This is a genomic window from Streptomyces similanensis (genome assembly GCF_039543625.1).
GTDB lineage: Bacteria > Actinomycetota > Actinomycetes > Streptomycetales > Streptomycetaceae > Streptomyces > Streptomyces similanensis.
Window position 1 is genome coordinate 71,497 of record NZ_BAABKC010000025.1, and the last position, 13,277, is coordinate 84,773.

11 protein-coding genes are annotated in these 13,277 nt (G+C 71.4%); 8 read left to right on the plus strand and 3 right to left on the minus strand.

Translation table 11 applies throughout. The features are described from left to right. The first annotated feature begins 33 nt into the window (after positions 1–33). The 4 genes from ABEB07_RS09170 to serA all read left to right on the plus strand — a co-directional run bounded on the left by ABEB07_RS09170 (position 34) and on the right by serA (position 5,407). Positions 34–1,878, plus strand: a complete 1,845-nt coding sequence (locus tag ABEB07_RS09170; RefSeq protein WP_176150610.1) for an acetolactate synthase large subunit — start codon at positions 34–36, stop codon at positions 1,876–1,878. A gap of 20 nt (positions 1,879–1,898) precedes the next feature. Continuing rightward, positions 1,899–2,423: an acetolactate synthase small subunit gene (gene ilvN / locus ABEB07_RS09175; RefSeq protein ID WP_164589093.1), complete on the plus strand. Its 525-nt coding sequence runs from the start codon at positions 1,899–1,901 to the stop codon at positions 2,421–2,423. Between the two features lie 119 nt (positions 2,424–2,542). Then, on the plus strand, positions 2,543–3,541 hold the full coding sequence (ilvC, locus tag ABEB07_RS09180) for a ketol-acid reductoisomerase (protein WP_164589094.1): 999 nt from the start codon (positions 2,543–2,545) through the stop codon (positions 3,539–3,541). 276 nt (positions 3,542–3,817) lie between these two features. Continuing rightward, positions 3,818–5,407: a phosphoglycerate dehydrogenase gene (serA, locus tag ABEB07_RS09185; RefSeq protein ID WP_164589095.1), complete on the plus strand. Its 1,590-nt coding sequence runs from the start codon at positions 3,818–3,820 to the stop codon at positions 5,405–5,407. A gap of 92 nt (positions 5,408–5,499) precedes the next feature. On the opposite strand, the gene ABEB07_RS09190 is transcribed toward serA, so the two are convergent. Further along, a complete protein-coding gene (locus ABEB07_RS09190; RefSeq protein WP_345667799.1) occupies positions 5,500–7,059 on the minus strand; it encodes an MFS transporter in 1,560 nt (519 codons plus the stop codon). A 96-nt stretch (positions 7,060–7,155) separates the two neighbouring features. Here ABEB07_RS09190 and ABEB07_RS09195 point away from each other — a divergent pair, with 96 nt between their 5' ends. Beyond that, a complete protein-coding gene (locus ABEB07_RS09195; RefSeq protein WP_345667800.1) occupies positions 7,156–7,764 on the plus strand; it encodes a TetR/AcrR family transcriptional regulator in 609 nt (202 codons plus the stop codon). Here the strand turns inward: ABEB07_RS09195 and ABEB07_RS09200 are convergent. Continuing rightward, positions 7,761–9,194 (minus strand): PucR family transcriptional regulator, encoded by a 1,434-nt coding sequence (locus ABEB07_RS09200; protein WP_345667801.1) that lies wholly within the window; start codon positions 9,192–9,194, stop codon positions 7,761–7,763. The genes ABEB07_RS09195 and ABEB07_RS09200 overlap by 4 nt on opposite strands. Positions 9,195–9,373: 179 nt before the next feature. On the opposite strand from ABEB07_RS09200, the gene ABEB07_RS09205 reads away from it, so the two are divergent. Further along, positions 9,374–10,354 (plus strand): proline dehydrogenase family protein, encoded by a 981-nt coding sequence (locus ABEB07_RS09205; protein WP_345667802.1) that lies wholly within the window; start codon positions 9,374–9,376, stop codon positions 10,352–10,354. A 66-nt stretch (positions 10,355–10,420) separates the two neighbouring features. Further along, entirely contained in the window at positions 10,421–12,052 is a 1,632-nt protein-coding gene (gene pruA, locus ABEB07_RS09210) for an L-glutamate gamma-semialdehyde dehydrogenase (protein WP_345667803.1), read from the plus strand. Positions 12,053–12,130: 78 nt separating this feature from the next. On the opposite strand, the gene ABEB07_RS09215 is transcribed toward pruA, so the two are convergent. After that, positions 12,131–12,337 carry a DUF5988 family protein gene (locus ABEB07_RS09215; protein ID WP_164583752.1) on the minus strand — a complete coding sequence of 69 codons (207 nt, stop codon included), beginning with the start codon at positions 12,335–12,337 and terminating at the stop codon, positions 12,131–12,133. 122 nt (positions 12,338–12,459) lie between these two features. Here ABEB07_RS09215 and ABEB07_RS09220 point away from each other — a divergent pair, with 122 nt between their 5' ends. Beyond that, positions 12,460–12,999: a GNAT family N-acetyltransferase gene (locus tag ABEB07_RS09220; protein ID WP_345667805.1), complete on the plus strand. Its 540-nt coding sequence runs from the start codon at positions 12,460–12,462 to the stop codon at positions 12,997–12,999. Positions 13,000–13,277 lie beyond the last annotated feature (278 nt).

The following is a 13,277-nucleotide window of genomic DNA, read 5'->3' on the forward strand; positions in this document are numbered from 1 at the left end:
GCAAAAGACCTCAGCATCGAGAAGAGAATGCCGATGACCGAGCAGGCCACCGGGGCCCATCCGCAGCCGCGGCCCCGATCCGGAGGACACCAGTCGGCGCCCGAGCACGTCACGGGTGCGCAGTCCCTCATCCGCTCTCTCGAGGAGGTCGGGGTCGACACCGTATTCGGTATTCCCGGTGGCACGATCCTTCCCGCGTACGACCCGCTGATGGACTCCAGCCGGGTGCGCCACGTGCTGGTCCGGCACGAGCAGGGCGCCGGCCACGCGGCCACCGGCTACGCGCAGGCCACCGGCAAGGTCGGCGTCTGCATGGCCACCTCGGGCCCCGGCGCCACCAACCTCGTGACGCCGATCGCCGACGCGAACATGGACTCGGTGCCGCTGGTCGCGATCACCGGCCAGGTCGTCTCCGCCGCGATCGGCACCGACGCCTTCCAGGAGGCGGACATCGTCGGCATCACCATGCCGATCACCAAGCACAGCTTCCTGGTCACCAAGGCCGAGGACATCCCGAAGACGATCGCGCAGGCGTTCCACATCGCCTCCACCGGCCGCCCCGGTCCGGTCCTCGTCGACATCCCCAAGGACATCCTCCAGGCGCGGACCACCTTCTCCTGGCCGCCGGTCATGGACCTGCCCGGCTACCGGCCCGTCACCAAGCCGCACGCCAAGCAGATCCGCGAGGCCGCCAAGCTCATCACCGCCGCCAAGCGGCCGGTCCTCTACGTCGGCGGCGGCGTGCTCAAGGCCAAGGCCACCGCCGAGCTGAAGGTGCTGGCCGAACTCACCGGAGCGCCCGTCACCACCACCCTGATGGCGCTCGGCGCGTTCCCCGACAGCCACCCGCTGCACGTGGGAATGCCGGGCATGCACGGTGCGGTCACCGCCGTCACCGCGCTGCAGAAGGCCGACCTGATCGTCGCCCTCGGCGCCCGCTTCGACGACCGCGTCACCGGCAAGCTGGACAGCTTCGCCCCGCACGCCAAGATCGTCCACGCCGACATCGACCCGGCCGAGATCGGCAAGAACCGCGAGGCCGACGTGCCGATCGTCGGCGACGCCCGCGAGGTCATCGCCGATCTGGTCCAGGCCGTCCAGAAGGAGCACGCCGAGGGCCACCGGGGCGACTACACCGCCTGGTGGAACGACCTCAGCCGCTGGCGCGACACCTACCCGCTCGGCTACGACCAGCCCGGCAACGGCTCGCTCGCCCCGCAGCAGGTCATCGAGCGCATCGGCCGGCTCGCCCCGGAGGGCACGATCTTCGCCGCGGGCGTCGGCCAGCACCAGATGTGGGCCGCGCACTTCGTCCAGTACGAGCAGCCCGCCACCTGGCTCAACTCCGGCGGCGCGGGCACCATGGGCTACGCGGTGCCGGCCGCCATGGGCGCCAAGGCCGGCATGCCCGAGCGCACCGTGTGGGCGATCGACGGCGACGGCTGCTTCCAGATGACCAATCAGGAGCTGACCACCTGCGCCCTGAACAACATCCCGATCAAGGTCGCCGTCATCAACAACGGCGCCCTCGGGATGGTCCGCCAGTGGCAGACCCTGTTCTACAACCAGCGCTACTCCAACACGGTCCTGCACTCCGGGCCCGACGACGTCAACCCGCAGGCCAAGGGCACCCGCGTCCCGGACTTCGTCAAGCTGTCGGAGGCCATGGGCTGCTACGCGATCCGCTGCGAGTCCCCGGACGACCTCGACAAGGCGATCGAGGAGGCGAACTCCATCAACGACCGCCCGGTCGTCATCGACTTCATCGTCCACGAGGACGCCATGGTGTGGCCGATGGTCGCCGCCGGGACCTCCAACGACGAGATCATGGCCGCCCGGGACGTCCGCCCCGACTTCGGCGACAACGAAGACGACTGACAGAGAGCTGAGCGATACCCATGTCCAAGCACACCCTCTCGGTCCTCGTCGAGAACACCCCGGGCGTCCTCGCCCGGATCACCGCCCTGTTCTCCCGCCGCGGCTTCAACATCGACTCCCTGGCGGTCGGCGTCACCGAGCACGCCGACATCTCCCGCATCACCATCGTGGTCAGCGTCGAGGACTTCCCGCTGGAGCAGGTGACCAAGCAGCTCAACAAGCTCGTCAACGTGCTCAAGATCGTCGAGCTGGAGCCCACCCAGGCCGTCCAGCGCGAACTGGTCCTGGTGAAGGTGCGCGCCGACAACGAGACGCGCTCCCAGATCGTCGAGATCGTCCAGCTCTTCCGCGCCAAGACCGTCGACGTCTCCCCGGAGGCCGTCACCATCGAGGCCACCGGCTCCACCGACAAGCTGGCCGCGATGCTCAAGATGCTGGAGCAGTACGGCATCAAGGAACTGGTCCAGTCCGGCACGATCGCGATCGGCCGCGGCGCCCGTTCGATCACCGACCGATCGCTGCGCGCCCTGGACCGGTCGGCCTAGCGCCACGTTCGGGCGGCCGGGCGACACCGGCCGCCCGTATCCCGAGACCCCGAGACTTCCCGCCCTCCCACCGGCATACGGTGGGACGCACAACCTGCACACCAAGGAGAGAACCCAAAGTGGCCGAGCTGTTCTACGACGCCGACGCCGACCTGTCCATCATCCAGGGCCGCAAGGTCGCGGTCATCGGCTACGGCAGCCAGGGTCACGCCCACGCGCTGTCGCTGCGCGACTCGGGTGTCGACGTGCGTGTCGGTCTGCACGAGGGCTCCAAGTCCAAGGCCAAGGCCGAGGAGCAGGGCCTGCGCGTGGTGAGCCCGTCCGAGGCCGCCGCCGAGGCCGACGTCATCATGATCCTGGTGCCGGACCCGATCCAGGCCCAGGTCTACGAGGAGCACATCGCCCCCAACCTGAAGGACGGCGACGCGCTGTTCTTCGGCCACGGCCTCAACATCCGCTTCGGCTTCATCAAGCCCCCGGCCGGCGTGGACGTCTGCATGGTCGCCCCCAAGGGCCCGGGCCACCTGGTGCGCCGTCAGTACGAGGAGGGCCGCGGCGTCCCGTGCATCGTGGCCGTCGAGCAGGACGCCTCCGGCGACGCGTTCGCGCTGGCGCTGTCGTACGCCAAGGGCATCGGCGGCACCCGCGCCGGCGTCATCAAGACCACCTTCACCGAGGAGACCGAGACCGACCTCTTCGGCGAGCAGGCCGTGCTGTGCGGCGGCACCGCCGCCCTGGTGAAGGCCGGCTTCGAGACCCTGGTCGAGGCGGGCTACCAGCCCGAGATCGCCTACTTCGAGTGCCTGCACGAGCTGAAGCTGATCGTCGACCTCATGTACGAGGGCGGCCTGGAGAAGATGCGCTGGTCGATCTCCGAGACCGCCGAGTGGGGCGACTACGTCACCGGCCCGCGCATCATCACCGACGCCACCAAGGCCGAGATGAAGCAGGTCCTTGCCGAGATCCAGGACGGCACGTTCGCCCGCAACTGGATGGACGAGTACCACGGCGGTCTGAAGAAGTACAACGAGTACAAGAAGCAGGACTCCGAGCACCTGCTGGAGACCACCGGCAAGGAGCTGCGCAAGCTCATGAGCTGGGTGAACGAGGAGGCGTAAGCCTCACGGTGAAAGGGGCCGGAGCACAGGCTCCGGCCCCTTTCACCGCACCCGGGGCGCTACCGGAGGCCATGGGCGGCGCACCGCGTTGTCCACCCCGTCCAGCCACGGACGGGTGATCCTTCCGCAGCGGCGTATTACGGCGCCCGCGACGCCACTAGACTGCTGCTCAACAACGCGTCAGGCCCACAGCGTCGTGCGTCTTCCACGCGGCATGCCCCTCCACCGCCTGCGGCCGTCGGGACGGCCGTCCGCATTGGACTTGTGAGGACTCACGTGAGCTCGAAACCCGTCGTACTCATCGCTGAAGAGCTGTCGCCCGCCACCGTCGACGCGCTCGGCCCCGACTTCGAGATCCGGCACTGCAACGGCGCCGACCGCGCCGAACTGCTTCCCGCGATCGCCGACGTCGACGCGATCCTGATCCGCTCGGCCACCAAGGTCGACGCCGAGGCCGTCGCCGCCGCCAAGAAGCTGAAGGTCGTCGCCCGCGCCGGCGTGGGCCTGGACAACGTCGACGTCTCCGCCGCCACCAAGGCCGGCGTGATGGTCGTCAACGCGCCCACCTCCAACATCGTGACCGCCGCCGAGCTGGCCTGCGGTCTGCTCCTGGCCACCGCGCGCAACATCCCGCAGGCCAACGCCGCGCTCAAGAACGGCGAGTGGAAGCGCAGCAAGTACACCGGCGTCGAGCTGGCCGAGAAGACCCTCGGCGTCGTCGGCCTCGGCCGCATCGGCGCGCTGGTCGCCCAGCGCATGTCCGCCTTCGGCATGAAGGTCGTCGCCTACGACCCGTACGTGCAGCCCGCGCGGGCCGCGCAGATGGGCGTCAAGGTGCTGACCCTGGACGAGCTGCTGGAGGTCTCCGACTTCATCACCGTCCACCTGCCCAAGACCCCCGAGACCCTCGGCCTGATCGGCGAGGAGGCGCTGCGCAAGGTCAAGCCGAGCGTGCGCGTCGTCAACGCCGCGCGCGGCGGCATCGTCGACGAGGAGGCGCTGTACTCGGCGCTCAAGGAGGGCCGGGTCGCCGGCGCCGGCCTGGACGTGTACACCAAGGAGCCGTGCACCGACTCCCCGCTGTTCGAGTTCGACCAGGTCGTGTGCACCCCGCACCTGGGCGCCTCCACGGACGAGGCCCAGGAGAAGGCGGGCATCGCCGTCGCCAAGTCGGTGCGTCTCGCCCTCGCCGGCGAGCTGGTGCCCGACGCGGTCAACGTCCAGGGCGGCGTCATCGCCGAGGACGTCAAGCCGGGCCTGCCGCTCGCCGAGCGCCTCGGCCGCATCTTCACCGCCCTCGCCGGCGAGGTGGCCGTCCGCCTCGACGTCGAGGTCTACGGCGAGATCACCCAGCACGACGTCAAGGTGCTGGAGCTGTCCGCGCTCAAGGGCGTCTTCGAGGACGTCGTCGCCGAGACCGTCTCCTACGTCAATGCCCCGCTGTTCGCCCAGGAGCGCGGCGTGGAGGTGCGGCTGACCACGAGCAGCGAGTCCAGCGACCACCGCAACGTCGTCACCGTGCGCGGCACCCTCGCCGACGGCGAGGAGATCTCGGTCTCCGGCACGCTGGCCGGACCCAAGCACCTCCAGAAGATCGTCGCCGTCGGCGAGTACGACGTGGACCTCGCGCTCGCCGACCACATGGTCGTCCTGCGCTACGAGGACCGTCCCGGCGTCGTCGGCACGGTGGGCCGGATCATCGGCGAGGCGGGCGTCAACATCGCCGGCATGCAGGTCGCCCGCGCGGCGGTCGGCGGCGAGGCGCTGGCCGTCCTCACGGTGGACGACACGGTGCCCGCGGCGGTGCTCGCCGAGGTCGCCGCGGAGATCGGGGCCACGTCCGCCCGGTCGGTGAACCTCGTCTGACGCGTGATCGCCCGAAGGCGCCGGCGGAGCCCAGCTCCTCCGGCGCCTTCCGTGTGCGGCGGGCCCGTACGGGCCGGGCCGGTACCAGCGGGTCAGACCGCGGCCCGCGCCGGCTCCACCGGCTCCGGCTCCGCATCAGGGGCCCTGACGTGGACCTTCCGCAGGGTCGCCCCCGCGGCCGCCGCCGCCAGCAGCAGGACCGCCGTCGCCGCGAGCGCCGCGCCGTGCATCCCCGTGGTGAAGGCGTGCCGGGCCGCCGTCGCCAGGGCCGTGCCCGCCTCGGCCGGCAGGCGGTCGGCGACCGCGAGCGCGGCGCCGAGGGTCTCGCGGGCCGGGGCCGGGGCGCCGGCGGGCATCTCGTGGCGGTAGACCGCCGTGCCGACGGAGCCGAGCACCGCCATCCCCAGCGCGCCGCCGAACTCCTGGCCCGTCTCCAGCAGTGACGCGGCCGAGCCCGCCCGCTCCACCGGGACCGCGCTCAGCGCCAGGTCGGTCATCTGGGACAGCACCATCACGATCCCGGAGGCGAGCACCGCGCACCCGGCCAGCAGCAGCCAGAGCGAGTCGGTGCCGGTCAGCGCCAGCAGGCCGTAGCCGGCCGCGCCGATCGTGAAGCCCGCCGTGACGACGTAGGCCCGGTTGACGCCCTTCTGCACCAGCTGGGTCGCCAGCGGCGCCGCCAGGCCGATCGGCACCGAAGGCAGCAGCGCCCACAGGGCGGCCTCCAGCGCGCTCTTGCCGAGCACCGACTGCAGGTACTGCGTGGTGAAGAACGCCGAGCCCATCATCGCGAACGACGAGACCAGGTTGAGGAGCACCGCGGGGGCGAAGGCCCGGCCGCGGAACAGGGCCGGCGAGATCATCGGCGAGGCGGCCGTGCGCTGGCGCTGGACGAAGAGGGCCGCGAAGAGCAGGCCGACGCCGATCGAGACGGCGTACAGCGGGTGCACGCCCTCGGCGGCGATCTCCTTGAGGCCGTAGACCACGGGCAGTACCGCGGCCATCGACAGCGGCACGCCGACGAGGTCGAAGCGGCCGGGCGCGGGGTTCTTCGACTCGGGCAGCAGGATCGGGCCGAGCACCAGCAGCAGCGCCATCGCGGGCAGGTTGACCAGGAAGACCGAACCCCAGCAGAAGTACTGCACCAGGACGCCGCTGAGCACCGAGCCGAGCGCGATGCCGCCGGTCATGACGCCGGACCAGATGCCGATCGCCTTCGCCCGCTGGCCCGGGTCGGTGAACATCGTGCGGACGATCGCCATCGTCGAGGGCATCAGGGTCGCGCCGCCGATGCCGAGGACCGCGCGGGCGGCGATCAGGGTCTCGGCGCTGTTCGCGTACGCCGCCGCGAGCGAGGCGGCGCCGAAGGCGGCGGCGCCGGTCAGCAGCAGCCGGCGGCGGCCGACGCGGTCGCCGAGCGAGCCCATCGTCATCAGCAGGCCGGCCAGGACGAAGGCGTAGATGTCGAAGATCCACAGCTGCTGGGTGCCGCTGGGCCGCAGGTCCGCGTTGATCGCCGGGATCGCGAAGTACAGGACCGAGACGTCCATCGAGACCAGCAGCAGCGGCAGCATCAGCACGCCCAGGGCGGTCCATTCACGGCGGCCGGCCCGTGCGGCCGGGAGCGGGGTGGTGCTCGTCGGGTTCGTCATGACGAGGAATGTACAAGCGTCTTAAACAGTTGTATAGAACGTTTGTATAGGACAGTCGTCTGGGACAGCCGTATGAACGGTGGGTAGGGTGGGCGCATGGGACATCGTGAGGATCTGCTGGAGGGCGCGAAGCGCTGCCTGCTGGCGAAGGGCTTCCTGCGCACGACGGCGCGCGACATCGTCAAGGAGTCGGGGACCAACCTCGCCTCCATCGGCTACCACTACGGGTCCAAGGACGCGCTGCTGGTGGAGGCGTACATCTCGCTGGTCGAGGGGATGAGCGAGGGCGACGGCGGTTCCGGCTGGGGGGCGGGCGGCGGCACCGGCAGTCGCGCCGGCTCACTGGAGCGGTTCCAGGAGGTGTGGGCGAACGTCATCCGCTCGGTGCCCGAGACGCGCGCGATCTGGCTGGTCAGCTTCGAACTGGTCCTCCAGGGCGACCGCATGCCGGAGGTGCGCAAGCTGCTGGCGCAGGCCCAGGAGGAGGGCCGCTCGGGCATCGTCCCGCTGTTCACCGACGTCCCGGAGGCCGACCTCGACACGGAGACCGCCGACACCGAGGGCCGCCTCTACCAGACCCTCCTTCAGGGCCTCATGGTCCAGTGGCTGTTCGACCCCGGCACCGCCACCCACGCCGACCAGCTCACCGAGGGCCTGCGCCGGGTGATCGCGGGCGCCACGGGGGAGCGGGCGGGCGAAGGCTAGAGCCGCGCCGCCTTCAGGGCCATGTGCAGCAGCAGCCGGTCCTCGCCGTCGTCCAGGTCGAGACCGGTCAGCTGCTCCACCCGGGACAGCCGGTAGTACAGCGTCTGCCGGTGGATGCCCAGCTCGGCGGCGGTGCGGCCGGCCTGGCCCGCGCAGTCGAGGTACACCTCGGCGGTACGGGCCAGCTCCTCGTGACCGGGGGCGAGCAGCGGCCCGGTCACCGCGTCGCGGGTGGCCGGCGGGGGCAGCGAGGTCAGCAGGCGGTAGGGGCCGATCCGGGCCCACTCGGCGACCGGGCCCAGTCGGGGTTCGGCCAGCGCGGCGCGGGCCGCCGCCGACGCCTGCGTCCAGGCGGCGGCCAAGTCCGCGAGCCCGGTCCGCCCGGCGGCCACACCGGCCGCGGCCCGCCCCCGGCCCACCGCGCCCCCGGCCGCCCCGGCCCCGGCCGCCCTCCCGGCGCCGCCCCGTCCGCCGGCCCCCTTGCCGTCCTCGGCCCTGCCCCCGGCCGCCTTCCCGTCCCCCGCTCGACCGCCGGCCCCCTTGCCGTCGCCCGGCTTCCCGGACGTCACCGCGCCGTTCCCGGCCGAAGCCGAAGCCGAAGCCGAAGCCGAAGCCGAAGCCGAAGCCGAAGCCGCAGCCGCGCCCGCCGGGCTGCTCGCGGGCACGGCGCCCGCCTCCGCCTGCTCCAGCAGCCGGGTCGCCGCCGACACCGCCGCCGTCAGCGTCTCCGGGGCGCGCAGCCGCACCAGCACCGCGAGACTCTGCCCGGTGGTGCCCCACGGCACCGTGCACAGGGCCGTCGCACCCGGCAGCGTCCGCACCGAGGGCGCGTCGTCCGGGTCGGCCGAGGGCCACGGCGCCACGCACACCACCGTGTGCGGCCCGTCCGCCCGCACCCCGAGCGCCGTCCGCAGCTCCGCCACCGCCATGTCGCGCGGCCAGCCCGCCTCCGCGGTCAGCACCGCCCGCAGCTCCCGGGTCAGATCGGCGCCGTGCTGCGCCTCGTCCGCCAGCAGCGCGCCGATCCGCCCGGTCACCAGCATCGCGGCGGCCAGTTGCCGCTCGCCAGGTCCGGGATCGTCGTCCAGCAGCCAGACGTACCCGAGGACGACACCCCGATGGCGTACCGGCAGGCAGATCCGTCCCCGGTACACGCCCGCCTCGGGGGTCGGAGGGATGCGCACCGGCCCGGTCGCCCGGGTGATGCCGAAGCCCTCGAACCAGCGGCGCACCGCGGCCGTGGAGCGCCGGGTGAGGATCGAGCGGGTGCGCACCGGGTCCAGGGCGGACGGGTCGAGGTCGCCCTCGCTGTCGTAGGCGCCGAAGGCGATCAGCTCGAAGGTGCGGCTCTCCAGGGTGGCCGGAGCGCCAAGCAGCTCCGAGATCTCGTCCACCAGCTCCTGGTAGTCACCTCTGTACGCCGCCGTCACCCCGCCATTGTCCCGCACTCCGGCAGCGCCTTCATACATCTGTCTGAGATCGACTCCGCTGATGCGTGACAGCTGTCGATGGCCGAGGATCGGAGGGTTCCCTAGCTTTCACAGTGGTTCTCCGTGCCGTTCCCGAATGAACGGGTAGCGGACTTTTACTGACTGTTGTGGAGGTTCCCGTGCTGGGTCCCGTGATTCTTGCCGCGTCGCGCAGCGACCGGATGCGACGTCTGATCTCGGCGGCCCCGGTGACCAAGCAGGTCGTGGACCGCTTCATCCCCGGCGAGACCGTGACCGACATCGTCCCGATCATCGAGGACCTCACGGCCAAGGGCCTGGAGCTGACCATGGACGTGGTCGGCGAGGACATCACCACGCCCGAGCAGGCCACCGCCGCCCGGGACGCCTACCTGGCGCTGATCGACCACATCGAGGACCTGGACCTCGGCCCGCGGGTCGAGATGTCCGTCAAGCTCTCCATGTTCGGCCAGGCCCTCCCGTCTCCCGCCACCGCCCTCAACGGAGAGCCCTCCGGGCTCGCCCCCGCATTCAACGGCGGCCACGAGCTGGCCCTCGCCAACGTCCGCCCGGTCGTCGAGGCCGCCGCCGCCATCGGCACCACGGTCACCCTGGACGCGGAGGACCACACCACCCTCGACTCGATGTTCGCCATCCACGAGGAGCTGCGGAAGGACTTCCCGCAGACCGGCTGCGTCATCCAGGCCTATCTGTTCCGTACCGAGGCCGACGCGCGCCGCCTCGCCGCGGCCGGCAGCCGCGTACGGTTGGTGAAGGGCGCCTACAAGGAGCCCGCCGAGGTCGCCCACCAGAACAAGCACGAGATCGACAAGGCGTACGTGCGCATCCTGAAGACCCTCATGGAGGGCGACGGATACCCGATGATCGGCTCGCACGACCCGCGGCTGATCTCCATAGGCCAGGAACTCGCCCGCACGGCCGGCCGCAAGCTGGACGAGTACGAGTTCCAGATGCTCTACGGCATCCGCGGCGACGAGCACCTGCGCCTGGCCGCCGAGGGCCACCGCATGCGCGTCTACACCGCCTACGGCACCGACTGGTACGGCTACTTCATGCGCCGTCTCGCGGAGAAGCCGGCCAACCTGCGCTTCTTCTTGCGTTCGATGGTCAGCAAGGGCTGAGCCCGCACCCCCGCGGCCCGCACCCCCGGCCCGCAACACCGCTCACCTCAAGGAGTTACGGAACACATGGACGCTGTGACCCAGGTCCCCACCCCGGTTAACGAGCCGGTGCACGGCTACGCCCCCGGCTCGCCCGAGCGCGCCCGCCTGGAGGCCAAGCTGAAGGAGCTGGCCGAGAACCCGGTCGACCTGCCCTGCACCATCGGCGGCGAGAAGCGCCTGGGCGGCGGCGAGCCCTTCGAGGTCGTGCAGCCGCACCACCACAAGGCCGTCCTCGGCACCTACCGCAACGCCACGAAGCAGGACGCCCAGGACGCCGTGGACGCCGCCCTCGCCGCGGCCCCGGCCTGGCGCGCCATGTCCTTCGACGACCGCGCCGCGATCATCCTGCGCGCCGCCGAGCTGCTGGCCGGCCCCTGGCGCGAGACCATCGCCGCCTCCACCATGCTCGGCCAGTCCAAGACCGCCCAGCAGGCCGAGATCGACAGCCCCTGCGAGCTGGTCGACTTCTGGCGCTTCAACGTCCACTACGCCCGCCAGATCCTGGCCGAGCAGCCTCCGGCCAACGCGCCGGGCGTGTGGAACCGCATGGACCACCGCCCGCTGGAGGGCTTCGTCTACGCGATCACGCCGTTCAACTTCTCGGCGATCGCCGCCAACCTGCCCACCGCGCCCGCGCTCATGGGCAACGTGGTGATCTGGAAGCCGTCCCCGACCCAGACGCACGCCGCCGTGCTGCTGATGGCGCTGCTGGAGGAGGCGGGTCTGCCCAAGGGCGTCATCAACCTGCTCACCGGCGACGGCATCGAGGTCTCCGAGGTCGCCCTGCACCACCGCGACCTGGCCGGCATCCACTTCACCGGTTCGACCAAGACCTTCCAGCACCTGTGGAAGACGGTCGGCAACAACATCGAGAAGTACCGCGCCTACCCGCGCCTGGTCGGCGAGACCGGCGGCAAGGACTTCGTCGTCGCCCACCCGAGCGCCGACCGCGCCGTGCTGAAGACCGCCCTGACCCGCGGCGCCTTCGAGTACCAGGGCCAGAAGTGCTCGGCCACCTCGCGGGCGTACCTCCCGGCCTCGCTGTGGAACTCCGGTTTCAAGGAGGAGTTCGCGGCCGAGGTGGACGGTCTGGCCATGGGCGACGTCACCGACCTGTCGCACTTCATCGGCGCGGTCATCGACGAGCGCTCCTTCGCCAAGAACAAGGCCGCCATCGACCGCGCCCAGGCCGACCCGGCCTGCACGATCGTCGCCGGCGGCAGCTACGACGACTCGGTGGGCTACTTCGTGCGCCCGACCGTCATCGAGTGCACCGACCCGGAGAACGAGGTCTTCACCACCGAGTACTTCGGCCCGATCCTCGCCGTGCACGTCTACGAGGACGACAAGTACGACGAGATGCTGACCCAGATGGAGTCGGTGTCGGACTACGCGCTCACCGGCTCGGTCATCGCGAACGACCGCGCCGCCGCCGCGTACACGATGGAGAAGCTGCGCTACGCGGCCGGCAACTTCTACATCAACGACAAGTCGACCGGCGCTGTGGTCGGCCAGCAGCCCTTCGGCGGCGGCCGTGCCTCCGGCACCAACGACAAGGCCGGCGCCCCGCAGAACCTGATGCGCTGGACGCTGACCCGCGCCATCAAGGAGTCGCTGGTCTCGCCGACCGACTACACCTACCCGCACATGGGCTGACACCCAGGTGTGCGAACGGGCCGGATCCTCCTGGACCCGGCCCGTTCGCGTGTCCGCGGGCCGTGCCGTACGGGCGGACTAGCCGGGCATCTCCGTGCGCTCCCACCACTCGTACACGGGCAGCCTGCCCTCCGGCGTGTCCGTCTCGCGCCCGGTCGGCCGGAAGTGCTCGTAACCGCCCCGCAGTTCGATCTTCGCGTCGTCGCCCGGTGCAGGGCGCGCGACGATCCGTCCGGGCAGGTCCTGCGGGCCGCCCTCCAGAAGTGCCTTGGCCGTGTCGTCCATGACCTCACCGTTCCCGCGCCGCACCCCGATGCCGCCTGTCGGGCCGAGGATCAGCCGGGTGGGCGATGCGGGCCGCCGAAAACCCCTCGCCCGCCGTGGCCGGGCACTCGGATACTGACCCGATGGCCCTCCTCATCCGCACCGCCCACACCGCCGAACTCGCCCCGACCGAACTGCGGGCCGTCCGCGACCTGCTGGACGACGCCTTCGAGGGGGACTTCAGCGACGACGACTGGGACCACACCCTGGGCGGCGTCCACGCGCTGGCGTACGACGCGCAGGGCCTCGCCGGGCACGGCTCCGTGGTCCAGCGGCGGGCGCGCCACCAGGGGCGGTGGCGGCGGGTCGGGTACGTCGAAGGCGTGGCGGTGCGGGGGGACGTGCGGCGCACCGGGATCGGCGGCCGCGTCATGACCGCTCTGGAGGAGGTCGTCACGCGCGCGTACGCGTTCGGGGCGCTGTCCGCCAGCGCCGCCGGCGCGCCGCTGTACACGGCCCGGGGCTGGCGGCCGTGGGCCGGGCCGCTGTGCGCGCTCGGCCCGGACGGCGTGGTGCGGCTGGCCGGGGAGGAGGGCTCCACCTATCTGTGGCCCGCCCCGGCGGGCACGGACGATCCCGGCGCCGAACTGGTCTTCGACTGGCGCGACGGCGATGTCTTCTGACCCGATTCCGGGAGAACCGCAGGTCACGGCGGTGCGGGGGCGATCGCCGTCTCAGATAGTAGGAAGTCCGAGTAATTATGCAGACAGCCGCGCGCTCCTCGCTTAGTTTTGTAGAAGACGAACGTCACGCTCGACCCAGCGAAGGGCGGTCGTGAGCCGGGCCCCGTGCAGGCCACCCCTGCGGCGCCGCGCTCCCCGCCCACTCCGGCGTCTCGCCACCCCCCTCTGCCCCACGCACTCCGGGTGCTCCCCGCCCCGTGTGCGCTCCTTCGAAGGAG